The sequence below is a fragment of the Cupriavidus sp. HMR-1 genome (assembly GCF_000319775.1).
Classification (GTDB): domain Bacteria; phylum Pseudomonadota; class Gammaproteobacteria; order Burkholderiales; family Burkholderiaceae; genus Cupriavidus; species Cupriavidus metallidurans.
This window is the reverse complement of record NZ_ANKP01000053.1, coordinates 17,315-32,371: the sequence shown is the minus strand read 5'-3', so window position 1 is coordinate 32,371 and position 15,057 is coordinate 17,315. Positions and strand designations below refer to the sequence as shown.

The 15,057-nt window shown below is 64.6% G+C and carries 15 protein-coding genes; 9 read left to right on the top strand and 6 right to left on the bottom strand.

Annotation, left to right across the window (positions count from 1 at the left end):
* The coding region (locus D769_RS08315; protein ID WP_008643957.1) for an FCD domain-containing protein at positions 1 to 644 on the bottom strand (644 nt) is incomplete at its 3' end.
* A gap of 94 nt (positions 645 to 738) precedes the next feature.
* Positions 739 to 2,367 carry a sigma-54-dependent Fis family transcriptional regulator gene (locus D769_RS08310; RefSeq protein WP_008643956.1) on the bottom strand — a complete coding sequence of 543 codons (1,629 nt, stop codon included), beginning with the start codon at positions 2,365 to 2,367 and terminating at the stop codon, positions 739 to 741.
* Positions 2,368 to 2,694: 327 nt separating this feature from the next.
* Here D769_RS08310 and D769_RS30635 point away from each other — a divergent pair, with 327 nt between their 5' ends.
* Genes D769_RS30635 through catA form a run of 7 tightly spaced genes read left to right on the top strand, consistent with a single transcriptional unit; the run spans position 2,695 to position 8,206 of the window.
* A complete protein-coding gene (locus D769_RS30635; protein WP_008643955.1) occupies positions 2,695 to 2,892 on the top strand; it encodes a phenol hydroxylase subunit in 198 nt (65 codons plus the stop codon).
* A 43-nt stretch (positions 2,893 to 2,935) separates the two neighbouring features.
* Positions 2,936 to 3,931, top strand: coding sequence for an aromatic/alkene monooxygenase hydroxylase subunit beta (locus tag D769_RS08300; RefSeq protein ID WP_008643954.1), 996 nt, complete (start codon positions 2,936 to 2,938; stop codon positions 3,929 to 3,931).
* Between the two features lie 11 nt (positions 3,932 to 3,942).
* On the top strand, positions 3,943 to 4,215 hold the full coding sequence (locus D769_RS08295) for an MmoB/DmpM family protein (protein ID WP_008643953.1): 273 nt from the start codon (positions 3,943 to 3,945) through the stop codon (positions 4,213 to 4,215).
* 28 nt (positions 4,216 to 4,243) lie between these two features.
* Positions 4,244 to 5,791: an aromatic/alkene/methane monooxygenase hydroxylase/oxygenase subunit alpha gene (locus D769_RS08290; protein ID WP_008643949.1), complete on the top strand. Its 1,548-nt coding sequence runs from the start codon at positions 4,244 to 4,246 to the stop codon at positions 5,789 to 5,791.
* 16 nt (positions 5,792 to 5,807) lie between these two features.
* A complete protein-coding gene (locus D769_RS08285) occupies positions 5,808 to 6,170 on the top strand; it encodes a phenol hydroxylase subunit P4 (RefSeq protein ID WP_008643948.1) in 363 nt (120 codons plus the stop codon).
* Between the two features lie 20 nt (positions 6,171 to 6,190).
* Positions 6,191 to 7,261, top strand: a complete 1,071-nt coding sequence (locus D769_RS08280) for a phenol 2-monooxygenase domain-containing protein (RefSeq protein WP_008643947.1) — start codon at positions 6,191 to 6,193, stop codon at positions 7,259 to 7,261.
* Positions 7,262 to 7,288: 27 nt separating this feature from the next.
* Entirely contained in the window at positions 7,289 to 8,206 is a 918-nt protein-coding gene (catA, locus tag D769_RS08275; RefSeq protein WP_008643946.1) for a catechol 1,2-dioxygenase, read from the top strand.
* 68 nt (positions 8,207 to 8,274) lie between these two features.
* Here the strand turns inward: catA and D769_RS08270 are convergent, their stop codons facing one another.
* Together D769_RS08270 and D769_RS08265 are read right to left on the bottom strand one after the other, a co-directional pair.
* Complete coding sequence (locus D769_RS08270; protein WP_008643944.1) at positions 8,275 to 8,871, bottom strand: class I SAM-dependent methyltransferase; 597 nt, start codon at positions 8,869 to 8,871, stop codon at positions 8,275 to 8,277.
* Between the two features lie 2 nt (positions 8,872 to 8,873).
* On the bottom strand, positions 8,874 to 10,037 hold the full coding sequence (locus D769_RS08265) for an AAA family ATPase (protein WP_008643942.1): 1,164 nt from the start codon (positions 10,035 to 10,037) through the stop codon (positions 8,874 to 8,876).
* Positions 10,038 to 10,198: 161 nt separating this feature from the next.
* Between D769_RS08265 and D769_RS08260 the strand changes: the two genes are divergently transcribed.
* A complete protein-coding gene (locus tag D769_RS08260; RefSeq protein WP_008643939.1) occupies positions 10,199 to 10,564 on the top strand; it encodes a glyoxalase superfamily protein in 366 nt (121 codons plus the stop codon).
* 32 nt (positions 10,565 to 10,596) lie between these two features.
* On the opposite strand, the gene D769_RS08255 is transcribed toward D769_RS08260, so the two are convergent.
* A complete protein-coding gene (locus tag D769_RS08255; RefSeq protein WP_008643937.1) occupies positions 10,597 to 12,327 on the bottom strand; it encodes a Na/Pi cotransporter family protein in 1,731 nt (576 codons plus the stop codon).
* Between the two features lie 95 nt (positions 12,328 to 12,422).
* Here D769_RS08255 and ampC point away from each other — a divergent pair, with 95 nt between their 5' ends.
* Positions 12,423 to 13,595: a class C beta-lactamase gene (ampC, locus tag D769_RS08250; RefSeq protein ID WP_040010945.1), complete on the top strand. Its 1,173-nt coding sequence runs from the start codon at positions 12,423 to 12,425 to the stop codon at positions 13,593 to 13,595.
* 38 nt (positions 13,596 to 13,633) lie between these two features.
* On the opposite strand, the gene D769_RS08245 is transcribed toward ampC, so the two are convergent.
* Complete coding sequence (locus D769_RS08245) at positions 13,634 to 15,025, bottom strand: FAD-binding oxidoreductase (protein WP_008643935.1); 1,392 nt, start codon at positions 15,023 to 15,025, stop codon at positions 13,634 to 13,636.
* Positions 15,026 to 15,057 lie beyond the last annotated feature (32 nt).

The following is a 15,057-nucleotide window of genomic DNA, read 5'->3' as shown; positions in this document are numbered from 1 at the left end:
GCGGCGGCGTGCAGGCGGGCCTGCGCGGCATCGCGGGCGCGGATCGCATCGAAGATCGCCACGTGCTCGGCATGGACCTGCTCGGGCAGGCCCGGCTGCCGGCTGGAATTCAGGCGCGCGGTGCGCACCGCCTGATGCAGTTGCAGCGTCATGTACTGCAGTAGCTGCAGGTAGTACTTGTTGTGCGTGGCCGTGGCGATGGCGATATGAAACTGGATATCGGGTTCCACGCCGTGATCGGCATCATCAAGCTGGGCCGCCAGCGCGTCGAGCAGGGCGCCCATGCGGGCAATGTCCTGCTCCGTCCGGTGCAACGCGGCCATGGCGGCAGCGGCACTTTCCAGATCAAGGCGCAGCTCGAAGATATCGGCCAGATCGGTGCTATCGGCACCGCCGCTCAGACGGAAACCGCTGTCGCTGACGCGGGAACGCACAGTGCTGCCCAGACCCTGGCGGCTTTCGATCATTCCAAGCGACCGCAGATGCTCGGTCACCTCGCGAATCACGGCGGCGCTAACACCATAGCGCTCGGCCAGTTGCTTGCCGGTCGGCAGCCGGGCGCCAACGGGAAACGTGCCTTCGGCAATCTCGCCACGCAATTGCTGGATGACGCGCTCGGTCAGGGTGATGGGTCGGGTCTGCATGGGACGACACCTTACCCTTTTCTGGTTATATGAAAACCTAGGGTAACTACTTAATAACTCAGGTGTCGAGCGGGCTGGACCAACTGTTCCAACCCTACTTCTTCAATCGATACGCCAACTGCGGTCGCGTGATCCCCAGCATCCGCGCCGCCGACGAGAGGTTGCCGCGCGTCGTCGTCATCGCCAGTTGCATCAGCTTGGCTTCGATTTGCGGCAGGGACACCTGCTGGTTGAGCAGCTTTTCGATCAGCGCGTCGGCATCCTGGCTGGGCTCCTCGCTGCCGACCGCCTGCTGGCTGGCAAACAGATGGGCGACGTCGATCATCCCGGTGGCAGGTGCCAGCAAGACGCCACGCTCGATCATGTTTTCGAGTTCGCGGATATTGCCGGGCCACGGGTATTGCACCAGCGCATCGCGCGCCCGCGTAGTCAGGCCGCGCACCTGCTTCTGATACAGCGCGTTGAAGCGCTGGATGAATGACTGGGCGAGTTCGGGGATGTCTTCCCTGCGCTCGCGCAGGGCGGGGATCGAGATCGGATAGGTGCTGATCCGGTAGAACAGGTCAGCACGAAACTGGCCGTGCTTGATCGCCTGCGCCAGATTGACGTTGGTGGCGGCGATCAGGCGGACGTTGACCTTGCGCGCCTCCACGCCACCGAGCCGTTCCACTTCGTTGTTCTGCAGCACGCGCAGCAGCTTGACCTGCGCGGCAGGCGGCAGGTCGCCGATTTCGTCGAGGAACAGGGTGCCGCCATGCGCGCGTTCAAAGCGACCGGGGCGCGACTGCTGGGCGCCCGTGTAGGCGCCTTTTTCCACGCCGAACAGCTCGGATTCGATCAACTCGTGCGGGATCGCCGCGCAGTTGACCGCGACGAACGGCTGCTCGCCGCGCGGGCCGTGATCGTGCAGCCAGCGCGCGAACATTTCCTTGCCCGCACCGGTCTCGCCCGTCAGCAGCACGGTGATATGGCTGTCTGCCGCGGCGGAAAGCAGGTTGAAGGCTTCACGGAACGCCGGGGACTGGCCGATCAGGTTGCCCTGGTTCGCGCCACACAGCGTTTCGCGCAGTGTGCTGACTTCCTGCTGCAGGGTGAGCAGGTCGCTGATGACGGAGTCGGGTTCGAAGTACTTCAGGTACTCGGGGTCGTTCCACGTCTCGGCCGGCTTGCCGACGATGCGGCAGAGGCTGTCGCCGCGCCGCTCGCATTCGGTTTCCTTGTAGATGACCAGCCGGTCCATGAACGTGCTGCTGTAGCCCGATGCGTAGCCAAGCTGCACCCAGCAGCCAGATTCCTCGCGGGGCAGGGACTCCATCACGGGCGCCTCGCCCTCCCATGAGTCCTGCCAGAGAAACTCGCCATAGAAGTGGCCGGTGTCGCGGTCGATCTCCAGGCGAACCGGGTCCACGCGCGTGACGCCTTCGAGCATGTGAAGCTGCGGCCCCCAAAGGAAGGCATCGTTGGGCGAACTGGCCAGTTCTTCACTGCGCTCGCGCTTGACCATCTCGGCATCGCGCATGCCTTGCGCGTAGCCCATGCGGATTAGCAGCCCCTTGCCGCGCTCCACGCCGAGCGTATCGAGGATTTCCTTGCGCAGGTAGCTCAGCGCCTCGGTGTGCATCAGCACCATGCGCGACTGGCCAAGGCGGATTTGCGCGGCCTTGGCGTCGATGGTCAGTAGCGAAGCCAGTTCGAACGGCGGCTGCGCGGGGGGTGTTGTCATCCTCGTCACTCCAGATTCCGGCGGGCTTTCGAGCCTCGTTTTTGCGTAGCCTAGCACGGCATCCGGCGTTGCCGGAGCCCGGAAATCCCGCATCGGGAGCGTGTGCTGCAGCGCAGCGCGAGACGATTTGATCATTTGATCAAATCCGCCTGAATCACCTCATCAAATCATCAAGCGGGTTGGCAGGCCCGAATGCGGCCGATCGGCCGCGAGCCCTTGCGCCACAACGGTCTGCATCGCCTGGCACGCCATTCGCTATAGCTCTCCCACCTGAAATCACGAGACAACGCACACGCCCCGCGATGTGCGGCGCACCAGGAGCGAGACATGCCACACCCCCAACAGGCACTTCAAGGTCACTGGCATCACCATGCCCCGCGCTACGTGCGCGTGACCGGGCGCAGCGAGCGCTGGGTGGAGTTCGAGTTCTCGATCGGCGATCCACAGATCTACGTGGAACTGGTCATGCCGCCCGAGCAGTTCCAGTCGTTCTGCGCCGAGCAGCGGGCCGAACTGCTGCAGTGATACCCAAAAATGCCCCCACTCGACATCCGAGGAGACAACCACCATGCAAATCGATATCCGGACTGACGCCAGCGTCACCCCGATCCGGCAGACCTTCGCGCATATCGCGCGCCGGCTCGGCGCCGACAAGCCAGCCACGCGCTATCAGGAGGCGATGTACGACCTGCAGCCGGTCACGAGCTTCCACTACCGGCCGCTATGGCAGCCGCAGTACGAGCTGTACGACGCCCGGCGCACCCGCGTGGTGATGCAGGACTGGTATGCGCTGAAGGACCCGCGCCAGTACTTCTACGGCGGCTACGTCAATGCGCGCGCCCGTCAGCAGGAGACGATGGAGAAGAACCTTGAGTTCGTGGATAAGCGCGGGCTGCTGAGCCGGTTGCCCGACGATGTGCGCGAGCTGCTCACGCTGGGCGTGGTGCCGCTGCGCCACGTCGAATGGGCGGCCAACATGAACAACGCGTCGATTACCGCCTACGGTTTCGGATCGGCCATCACGCAGGCCGCGATGTATCACACGATGGACCGCCTGGGTATCGCGCAGTACCTGACCCGTATCGGGCTGCTGATCGGCGACAAGGCCGCCGTGGACCAGGCCCGCGCCGCCTGGATGGAAGACATGGCCTGGCAGCCGCTGCGGCACGCGGCGGAGGACCTGCTGGTGCGCGATGACTGGTTCGAGCAGCACGTGGCGCAGAACCTGGTGTTCGATGGCCTGATCTATCCGCTGGTCTACCAGCAGTTCGACGCCCGCATGTCCGCAACCGGGCCCGCGTTTTCGCTCGTGACCGATTTCATGTCCGCCTGGTACGCCGAGACCACGCGCTGGGTCGATGCCACCGTGAAAACGGCCGCACAGGAAAGCCGGGAGAACGCGGCGGTCATCGCTGGGTATGCCTTCGGCTGGCTCGATCGCTTCACGCACGCGCTGCGCCCGCTGGCGCACCGGCTGTTCGGCGAGGATGCCGAGTCCGAACTGGCCAATGCCGTCGAAGCGCTGGGCAAGCGCCTGAGCGGTCTGGGCCTGGCACGTCAATGACGGAGACAACCATGAGCGACGCCATCGTATTCATCGCCCTCCAGACCAACGACGACATGCGCCCGGTGATCGAGGCGATCGAGGCCGACAACCCGCACGCCACCGTCAACCACTACCCGGCGATGGTCAAGATCGACGCGCCGGGGCGGCTGGAGATCCGCCGCGCCAGCGTGGAGGAGCGCATCGGCCGCCCCTGGGACGTGCAGGAGCTGCAGCTCGGCCTGATCTCCCTTGCAGGAAACATCGACGAAACCGAAGACCAGTTCGTGCTGGCGTGGCGCTGAGCCAGAACCCCAAGACAGGAGACAAACCATGACAACCGCCACTGCCATCGCCTCCGCCGCCCGCGCGGCGACCCGTCCGAAGCTCTCGCTCAAGGAGAAGTACGCGGTACTGACCCGCGACCTCGGTTGGGAGACCACGTACCAGCCGATGGACAAGGTGTTTCCGCACGACAAGTTCGAAGGCATCGTGATCCATGACTGGGACGGCTGGGAAGACCCGTTCCGCCTGACGATGGATGCGTACTGGAAGTTCCAGTCCGAGAAGGAGCGCAAGCTCTACGCGATCATCGACGCGTTCCAGCAGAACAATGGCCAGCTCAACGTGACCGACGCACGCTACATCAACGCGCTGAAGCTGTTCCTGACCGGGGTGTCGCCGCTGGAGTACGCGGCGCACCGTGGCTTCGCCATGGCGGGCCGTAATCTGCGCGGCGTGGGGGCGCGCGTGGCGTGCCAGATGCAGTCGATCGACGAACTGCGGCACTGCCAGACCCAGATCCACACGATCAGCCACTACAACAAGTTCTTCAACGGCTTTGCCGACTGGCGCCATCTGCACGACCGGCTCTGGTACCTGTCCGTGCCGAAGTCGTATTTCGAGGATGCGATGACCGCCGGGCCGTTCGAGTTCATCACGGCGATCTCGTTCTCGTTCGAATACGTGCTGACCAACCTGCTGTTCATGCCGTTCATGTCCGGCGCGGCCTACAACGGGGACATGGCCACGGTGACGTTCGGCTTCTCGGCGCAGTCCGACGAGTCGCGCCACATGACGCTGGGCCTGGAAGTGGTCAAGTTCATGCTCGAGCAGGACCCCGCCAACCGACCGATCATCCAGAAGTGGATCGACAAGTGGTTCTGGCGCGGCTACCGGCTGCTGACGCTGGTGGCGATGATGATGGACTACATGTGCCCCAAGCGCGTGATGAGCTGGAAAGAGGCGTGGGAGATCTACTTCGAGCAGAACGGCGGGGCGCTGTTTGCCGATCTGGCGCGCTATGGCATCCGGATGCCGAAGTATCACGAGCAGGCCGCCAAGGAAAAGGATCACCTGTCGCACATCGCATGGTCGATCTTCTACAACTTCAACCACGCCGCGGCCATCCACACGTGGGTGCCCGAGCCGCACGAAATGGACTGGCTGGCGCAGAAGTATCCCGACAGCTTCGACACGCATTACCGGCCGCGCTTTGACTACTGGAAGCAGCAACAGGAGGCCGGACAGCGCTGGACCAACCCGGGCCTGCCGATGCTGTGCCAGGTGTGCCAGATCCCGATGGCCTTCACCGAACCCGACGACCCGACGCAGATTTGCTATCGCCATGCGGAGCACAACGGCGAGCACTACCACTTCTGCTCGGACGGCTGCCGCGACATCTTCCAGGGCGAGCCCGAGAAGTACGTGCAGGCATGGCTGCCGGTGCATCAGATCTTCCAGGGCAACTGCGGCGGCCCGACGCTGCCTGAAGTGCTCGACTGGTACCACCTGAAGCCCGAGGATCGCGGCGACTACGCCGATTCGCCCGATCGCGCGAACTGGGAGCGCTGGACCGGGCAAGGCAATAACCGTTCGTGAACAAGGAGACCAGATCATGCCAGTCATCGCATTGGAACCGGGCTACACCGGCGAGGTCCGCGACCGGATCGAAAACTTCCACGGCAACCAGCTCGTGTACTTCGGCTGGGACCAGCACCGGCTGTTCTGCAGCCCATTCACGTTGCCGCTGCCGCCTGACATGCCGTTCGGCGCGTTGGTCTCCGACGTCATCGTGCCGCTGCTGGGTGCCCACCCGGAAGGCGCCCGGATCGACTGGGCGCAAGTGCAGTGGTTGCGCGGCGATACGCCATTCACGCCGGATGCGGCCGCAAGCCTGGTCGACAACGGGCTTGGCCACAAGTCGCTGCTGCGCCTGCGTACCCCCGGCCTGCCGGGCATCGCCGGCTCGGCCAACTGAACTTGCTGCAGGAGGTTGCCATGACCTATCAGCTCACCATCGAACCGCTCGGCCAGACCATCGACATTGCCGAAGGACAGACCGTGCTTGACGCCTGCCTGCGCGCCGGCGTGTGGCTGCCCCATGCCTGCGGGCATGGTCTGTGCGGGACCTGCAAGGTGCAGACGGTGGACGGCGAGATCGAGCACGGCGAAGCATCGCCGTTCGCGCTGATGGACTTCGAGCGCGAGGAGGCCAAGTGTCTGGCCTGCTGCGCCACGCCGATGTCCGACCTGACGATCGAGGCCGACATCGATCCCGAGCCCGACGCGCAGTTCCTGCCGTTGATGGACTTCACCGCCGAAGTCACGCGCATCGAAGCGTTGACGCCCACCATCAAGGGCGTGTTCCTGCGTGTGGAGGGTGTGGAAGGGGGCGCTGCGCTGCGTTTCCAGCCGGGCCAGTACGTCAACGTATGGATCGGCAAGGAAGCCACCCCGCGCGCCTTCTCGATCGCGTCGGCGCCGTCGGCGGGCGAGATCGAACTGAATATCCGGCTGGTGCCGGGCGGCAGCGCCACAACCTACGTGCACGAGCAACTTGCCGTGGGCGAGCGCCTGCAGCTATCGGGGCCGCTCGGGCGCTTCTTCGTACGCAAGAGCGATCCGCGCCCGCTGGTGTTCATGGCTGGCGGGTCGGGATTGTCGAGCCCGCGTTCGATGATCCTCGACCTGCTGGAGTCCGGCGACCAGCGCCAGATCGTGCTCGTGCATGGCGCACGGACCGCTGACGAACTGTATTACCGCGATGCTTTCGAGGCGCTGGCCACCCGGCACGACAACTTCACCTATGTGCCCGTGCTGTCGGCCGAGGCGCAAGGCAGTGCATGGGCCGGCGAGCGCGGCTACGTGCACGAGGCCGCCGGGAGTCATTTCGGCTACGACTTCCGTGGCTGGCGGGCCTACCTGTGCGGGCCACCGCCGATGATCGAGTCGTGCATCGCCGCGCTGATGCAGGGGCGCTTGTTCGAGAAAGACATCTTCACCGAGAAGTTCCTGTCGGCGGCAGACGCCAGCCAGGCCACCCGCAGTCCGCTGTTCCGCTCACTCTGAAGCATTCCCACTACAAAGGAGACAACCATGGACAAGATCCAGATCGACACCGTACTGAACCGCATCGAGGAAGCCACCGGCCAGCACGCCAATCCGCGCATCGCGGCCATCGTGCATCGGATGGTGCGCGACCTGTTCCACATGATCGAGGACCTGGATATCCAGCCCGAGGAATTCTGGTCCGGCCTCAATTTTCTGGCAGAAGCCGGTCGCTCGGGCGAGCTGGGCCTGATCGCGCCGGGGCTCGGGTTCGATCACTTTCTGGACCTGCGCATGGACGAGGCCGAAAGCCAGGCAGGCATCGCCGGTGGCACGCCCCGCACGATCGAAGGCCCGCTCTACGTGGCGGGCGCGCCGGTGGCGCAGGGCGAGGCGCGCCTGGACGACGGTACGGGCGAGGGCGAAGTGCTGGTGATGGAAGGGCAGGTCAAGGATGGCGCGGGGCAGCCGCTGGCCAATGCCGTGGTCGAGGTCTGGCACGCCAACGCACTCGGCAACTACTCGTACTTCGATCCGACGCAGAGCGCGTTCAATCTGCGTCGCAGTATCGTGACCGATGGCGAGGGCCGCTACCGCTTCCGCAGCATCATGCCGGTGGGCTACAGCGTGCCGCCGAATGGGGCAACGGACCGTCTGCTCAAGCAGCTCGACCGCCACGGCACCCGCCCGGCGCACATCCATTTCTTCGTCTCGGCGCCAGGCCATCGCAAGCTGACCACGCAGATCAACATCGATGGCGATCCGTACCTGTGGGATGACTTCGCTTTTGCCACGCGCGAAGGGCTGGTACCGCCGATCACGCGTGTGAGCGATGCGGCGGCAATGGCTGCGCTTGGCGTGGACCAGCCGTTTGCGTCGATCCGCTTCGACTTCACGCTTCACGCGGACCAGGCAGATGCTCCGCAGGCCGAGGTCGCGCGACAGCGGGCATCGGTGGAGGCCTGAGCACCGTCGTCTGGAGAGGGGCGCCCTGGATATCCGGGCTTCGGGGCGGCCCTCGCCATGCTCTGGCTTTAGCGTTGCAGGACCAGATTGGTCCAATACACGTCGGTGCGATCCATCAGGCCGCTGCGCTGGCTGCAATGCGCGCTGCGCAGGCCATATGGCTCCGCCAGTGCGATGGTCTCGGCGGCCGATACGTCGAACATGCGCCGGCCGGCGGGCACCGGGCCGTGTCGCAGGGACAGGAACACCAGGCCGTGGCCGGCCAGCAGCGCGTCGACGGCACCCATTGCCTGGGCGCGTTCGTCGGCATCGAGGTGCATCCACACGGCGGTCAGCATGATCACGTCAAAGCGCGTCGGCCGTTCGCGCAGCCTGGCCAGCGCGGGCAGGGTGTCATCGAGCCAGTCGATATCCACATCCGCGTGCAGCTTGCGGCCAGCCTCGCGCAGTTCTGCGGTCGGTTCCACCGCCACGACGTGATGGCCGCGCCGTGCCAGGGCGGCGGCATCGCGCCCGGTGCCCGCGCCGACATCGACAATGCGGGCCGGCGGTGCCGGCAACAGGTGGAGCACGTCGCGATGGACATCCTCGAACGTGATGCTTTCGTACTGGACGACGAGGGTGCTGGCCTGTTCGTCATAACCGGCCGTGCTTGTCTTGGGCATGGTCAGAGTTTTCCTTCAAGCGACTTCCGTTCGCGCCACATCTCCTGCACGAACGGGTCGGTGATGCCGTACAGGCCGTGCCCTTTGCGCATGATCAGGTTGCTTGCCATCAGCTCGTTGACCACCGGCTGTGCTTCCTCGACCTTCACTTCCCGGCCTATTGCCAAGGAGTACGCCGCGGCCGCGTCGGCCGAGAACAAACCCCGTGCGTCGCCTTGCGTGGTGGCAATGCGGTCGAAGATCGCGGTTGCCAGGCCGCCAAGTTGTTCGAGCTTCATCAGTTCCACGTCGGCAGCCGCCGAACGCAGCGTGTTGGCGATGGTCGGCAGGTGCTCGTCGGGGTTGCTGTCCGCTGGCAGGTGGAAATGCAATTGCCGCAACGCCCGGATCATCTCCTCGGGCCGATGGCCAAGCGCCTGGAACGCCTTGATGGCGACATCGCGCGAGGGCAGGGCCGTAAAGCCCTCGGAGGACAGGCGCGCCAGCAGATAGTCGATATATTCCTGGTCGAGCACCGGGTAGGCGACGGACGTGGCGCCGGCGAAAGCCTGGTTGCGCCGCGCGGTCAGTTCGCCCACCAGCGCGCGATGCGAGCCGGTTCCCACGAACAGGAAATGCCCTGTGGTGTCGGGGCGGGGATTGATGGCATCCCGTGCGGCCTTGAGCGCCAGCAGCATTTGATTGCCTTCGTCCGAGGTGATGGCGTGCTGCACTTCGTCGACGATCAGCACGACATCGGCGCCGGCCTGATCGACGACTTCTTTCAGCGCCTGGGCCAGCGTCGCGCCGCCAGCCTCGCCGAGGGTGTCGAGCTTGAAGCTGAACTTGAAGCCGAAGGCGGCGATGTCGGCACTGGCCAGACGCTTGAGCTTGCGAAGGATCGTGGAAGACGGGGACTCCAGCTCGGTCAGTGTTTTCTTGACGGCTTCCAGGATCAGCCGGGCGGGGCTGCGCTGCGTGTCGCTCCACAGGTCCACATAGATCACGATCGCGCCAAGGTCTTCGAGCGCGGGAATCAGGTCGTTGATTAAAAACGTGGTCTTGCCCGTGCGGCGCAGGCCGGAAAGGAACAGGCCCGAGCGCAGGCCCTCGTCCAGTACCCCGGGTTGCAGGAGTTGCCTGGCCATCTGTTTGGCGAGTTCCGGCCGTTGGTAGATGTTGCTCATCGGGCGCGTGATGTGAATTAGCGTGAATTATTCAGATGGAATAATTATACGTATTTCATAAACTACAGTAAAAGTCGGCAGGCCGGCGTGCAAAAGCGATGGAAAGTGGCATGATTGCCACTTTCTCTGCTACGCCAATGTATCGGCATGGAGCGCCTCCCATGGTACTTTCGCCAGCCATTCCCATTCTCCGGATCTTCTCGGTCGAGAAAGCCAGGGAGTTCTACCTCGACTTCCTTGGCTTCCAGGTCGACTGGGAGCACCGCTTCGAGCCGGATCTTCCGCTTTACATGCAGGTCAGGCGCTCCGGGCTGACCCTGCACCTCAGCGAGCATCATGGTGATGCAACGCCCGGGTCCGCTGTATTCATTCCGGTAGAGGACATCGACACGCTCCAGCGCGAACTGATCGCCAAACAGTATGGATACGCCCGGCCCGGCGTGGAGGTAGTGGGCTGGGGCCGCGAAATGCAGGTGGCCGACCCGTTCGGGAACCGCCTGCGGTTCTGCGAGTTCACCAAGGATTAAGACCGGGATCAGGACAGGGACTAGGCCAGGGACTAGGCCACAGCCGCGCCGACGGCTGCCGGCTCGGGAGGTGTGTCGGACATCTTCACTTCGTTTAGTGACCCGCTCGCCTTGGCGATGGCCCGGGACAGCCGTGCCACTTCATTGAGCTGTTCGATCATGTCGTTGGCAAGCCGGAAGTTGATCGCGTCCACAGCGCTCCGCAGTGGCAGGGCGCTCATGATGGCCTGCCGCGCGACGCCGGCCTGCGCTTCGATTTCCGGCTTGGCATTGACGATGCGCGTGGCGACTTCGGTGTCCGGATGCGCGATCGTCTCCACCGCCAGCGCCAGGTATTCGGACACCATCGCCGCAAAGCCCGCCGACTCCGGGTTACGTAGCGATGCCGCATCCGCGCCATGCGAAAGCCGTCGTTGGCTCAGCGCCAGCATGCTGGTGGTGGCAACCTCGCGAATGGCGTCGAGGCACGTGGCGATCCGCGCCAGATCCACAAGCTGATGGCCTTCATCATCGTTGTGAACCGCGTCCGACAGGTGTCCGATATAGGTCAGGATGGCCGTGCTCAGCGAATCGGCAGCTTTGTCCTGGTCGGTCAGCGTCACGAGTTCCTGCGAATCGCCTTCCACGACTAGCGCGGCGCTGTGTTCGACCAGTTCCTGGACCTGCTTGCCCAGCGATACCAGTTCAAGTTGCACACGGGGGATGGCCAGCGCCGGCATCCCGGCCAGCGTGTCGTCCAGGAATCGCGGCAGGCCAGGGTCTTGCCAGCCTTCACGCGCCGGTGGCGCCAGCCGCTGGGCGAGCTTGCCGATGGGTCCGGTGAACCAGATCAGCACGGCGGTGCTTAACACGCTGAATACGGTATGGGCGTTGGCGGCCTGTCGCGGGGTTTCGGCGGCCAGACGGGCGGCGCCGGTCAACTCCGGCGAGGATGGAGAGATTTCGCGGATGAAGTCCGCGAACTGCGGGATGATAAAGACGAGGAACAGCACGCCGAGCACATTGAACAGCAGATGGACGATGCCCACCTGGGCCGCCTCGGCCGATTTGCCGATCGACGCGAGCAGCGCCGTGCCGCAAGTGCCCACGTTGGCGCCCAGGATCAGCGCAATGCCCGATTCGAGCGGAATCAGGCCCTGGCTACCCAGCGCGATGACGATGGCCAGCGTGGCCGCCGAGCTTTGCACGACGGCCGTGAAGACCGCGCCGATCAGAATGCCGATCCACGGATTGCGCATTTCCTGCATCGCCGTGATGAACGGCTGGAAATTACGCAGCGGGCGCGTGGCATCGCCCATGAATTCGATACCGAGGAACAGCAGGCCGAGCCCGAGTACCACGCCGCCAAGCTGCTGCAGCAGCTCGCGCTTGGCAAAACCTTGCAGCAGGAAGCCGCCAGCCAGCATGAACGGCGTGATCGCCGAAATGTTGAAAGCGATGATCTGCGCGGTCAGCGTCGAGCCAATATTGGCACCCATGATCACCGGGATCGATTGCTGAAGCGTCATCAGCCCGGCGGAGACAAAGCCCACCAGCAGTACCGTGGTGATCGTCGAGGAATTCAGCAGGGCTGTGATGCCCGCGCCGGCCAGCACGCCGCGAAAGCGGTTGGCGGTCAGGGTGCCCAGCAGCGATTGCAGCCGCGCGCCGGCAATCGCCTTGAGACCACGGGTCATCAGATCCAGACCGAACAGGAACAGGGCCAGGCCGCCGACGAGCAGGCCAGTGATCTCGATCAGATTCAGATTCAAACCATTGAGCATGGGCAGCTTTGGGCAATGGGTCGACGCAAGCCAGCGACCGTGCCATTGTACGAGTTTCCGATACCATTTCACGCCATTGTTTTTTTGCCTTCACCATGAAAATTTTCGCGTTCTCCCGCCTTCGAACCGTTACCGCCGCCTTGGCGCTTTGCACGGCCAGCGCCCATGCCGCGGGTGATGGTGTGCCCGTCGGGGAGGATCGTCTGGCGCGGCTGGTGGCAGATACCGTCCGACCCGTCATGGCGCAGTACGACGTACCCGGCATGGCCGTGGCCGTAACAGTCCGCGGCAAGTCCCAGGTCTTCAACTTCGGCCTGGCATCGAAGGCGGACGCCACCCCGGTCACCGAACACACGTTGTTCGAGATCGGGTCGGTCAGCAAGACGTTTACGGCGACGCTGGCTTCGTACGCGGCGCAGCGTGGCGCCATATCGCTCTCGGACAAGGCTAGCCAGTACCTGCCCGGACTGGCGGGTAGCAGCCTCGATGCGATCAGCCTGCTGGAACTCGGGACGTACACGGCAGGCGGGCTGCCGTTGCAGTTCCCCGATGCAGTGACCACCTCCGCCCAGATGCTGGCCTACTTCAAGGACTGGAAGCCGACGTACGCGGCTGGCACGCATCGGCAGTACTCGAACCCGAGCATCGGCCTGTTCGGTTATCTGGCCGCGCGGAGCCTGGGAGAGCCGTTCGATAACCTGATGGAGCACCGCATCTTTCCGGGCCTGGGCCTGAAGCACTCATTCATCCGGGTGCCGCAGTCCCGCATGGGCGACTATGCCTATGGCTACAAGGACGGCAAGCCGATCCGCGTGAACCCCGGCGTGTTTGACTCGGAAGCCTATGGCGTGAAGACCACGGCGGCCGACATGATTCGGTTCGTCGAAGCCAATATGGATGGCGCGCGGCTGGAGCCGACGTTGCAGCGGGCGGTTACCGGTACACACACCGGCTACTTCCGCGTTGGCCCCATGACCCAGGGCCTGGGCTGGGAAATGTACGCTTGGCCAACCTCGCTAGAGGATCTGCTGACGGGTAACGCTGCCGGGATGCTGGAGCCGAAGGAAGTCGCACGGCTGGCGCAGCCGCAGCCGCCCAGGGCCGACGTCCTGATTAATAAGACTGGCTCCACCAACGGCTTCGGCGCCTATGTGGTGTTCGTCCCGGCACGTCAGATCGGCGTGGTGATGTTGGCGAACCGCAATCTGCCGATCCCGGAGCGCGTGCGGGCGGCGTACCAGATCCTGAAGGCGCTGGACGCGCAATAGGTCCCGGCATCGGGCATCGGGTCGGCATCGGGTCGGCATCAGGCCGGGTCGATGTTCTGATTCAGCCTGAAGACGTTGTCAGGGTCGTATTGGCGCTTCACGGCAACCAGCCGCGGATGGTTGACGCCATACGCGGCGCGGGTGCGTTGGGCGCCTTCCGCGCCAAGGTTGTTGGCGTACACCCCGCCCGTCGAGTACGGTTGGACCGCTTCCCACAGGTCGCGCGCCCATTCCCGGTGTTTGTCGTCGTCGGCCGGGTCATCCCAGATGGCCAGCGGGAAGCAGTCGAAGTCCGCCGACCGGTTTCCGTATGCGGTGGCCTCGTCAGGTAAGCGGGCGATGGCGCCGCCGACCTGCTGGAACACCACCAGGCAGCCCGGCGAGGGCGCTAGGGCATAGGCAGCGAGGAGGGCATCGACCGCCCCCGCGCGAATCTGGCGGAGGAACTGTGCCTTCCAGTAATACCGCCGGCCGCGCGGGAACAGCGCATCGCTGGCCGACTGCATCTGCAGATACGGAACGAAGTCGAGTTGGGCGTCGGCCGGGTTGCCGAACTCGACCAGCGGGCGCAGCGCTGCCTGCCTTGTCTCTTCGGTGCCATCTGGCCCGACATGGCACGCCGAGATGCTGAGACACCGCTCGCCCGATGGCTGGGTGACAAGCGCGGCGTCGGCCGCAACGTCATCCGGGGCGGCGCGGGCGAAAGCATCGTAGTGCAGCATCGCCTCCCGAGCCTGATCCCACGGGTAGACCACGGCGCATACCGGCAGTCTGGCGGGAATCGGATGCAGACGGAAATGGAACGCCGTGACGATGCCGAAATTGCCACCGCCGCCGCGTATCGCCCAGAACAGGTCCGGGTGCGCGGTCGTGCTGGCGTGCAGCCGTTCCCCGTCGGCGGTGACGATTTCCACGGCCTCCAGGTTGTCGCAGCTCAGTCCGTACTTGCGGCCCAGCTTGCCGAACCCGCCCCCCAGCGTCAGCCCGGCGATACCCGTATCGCTATTGACCCCCATCGTCGTGGCCAGGCCATGCCGCAGCGTTGCCTGGTCGAACTCACCGAGATTGAGCCCTGCCTCCGCGCGGGCGCGGCGGCGTGCGACATCCACGTCGATGCGCTTCATACGCGACAGATCAATGACGATGCCGTTGTCACACGTGGAAAGTCCGGCGAGATTGTGCCCCCCGCTGCGGACCGCGATGGTCAGGCCGGTGGCCCGGGCGAACCGTATGGCCCCCGCCACGTCGGTGGCGTCGGTGCAGTAGACGACCAACGCCGGGTGTTTGTCGATCGCGCCATTCCAGACTTTGCGCGCCACGTCGTAGTCAGGATCCCCGCGCTGGACGAGTTGGCCACGCAACGTCTGCCGGAACGCCTCGAACCCTGGATTGCCGCCGTCCCCGGATGCCTCTTGCCGATCTGATCGCATCACGCCCCCCCCAAGTTGGTCACGCCCCCCGA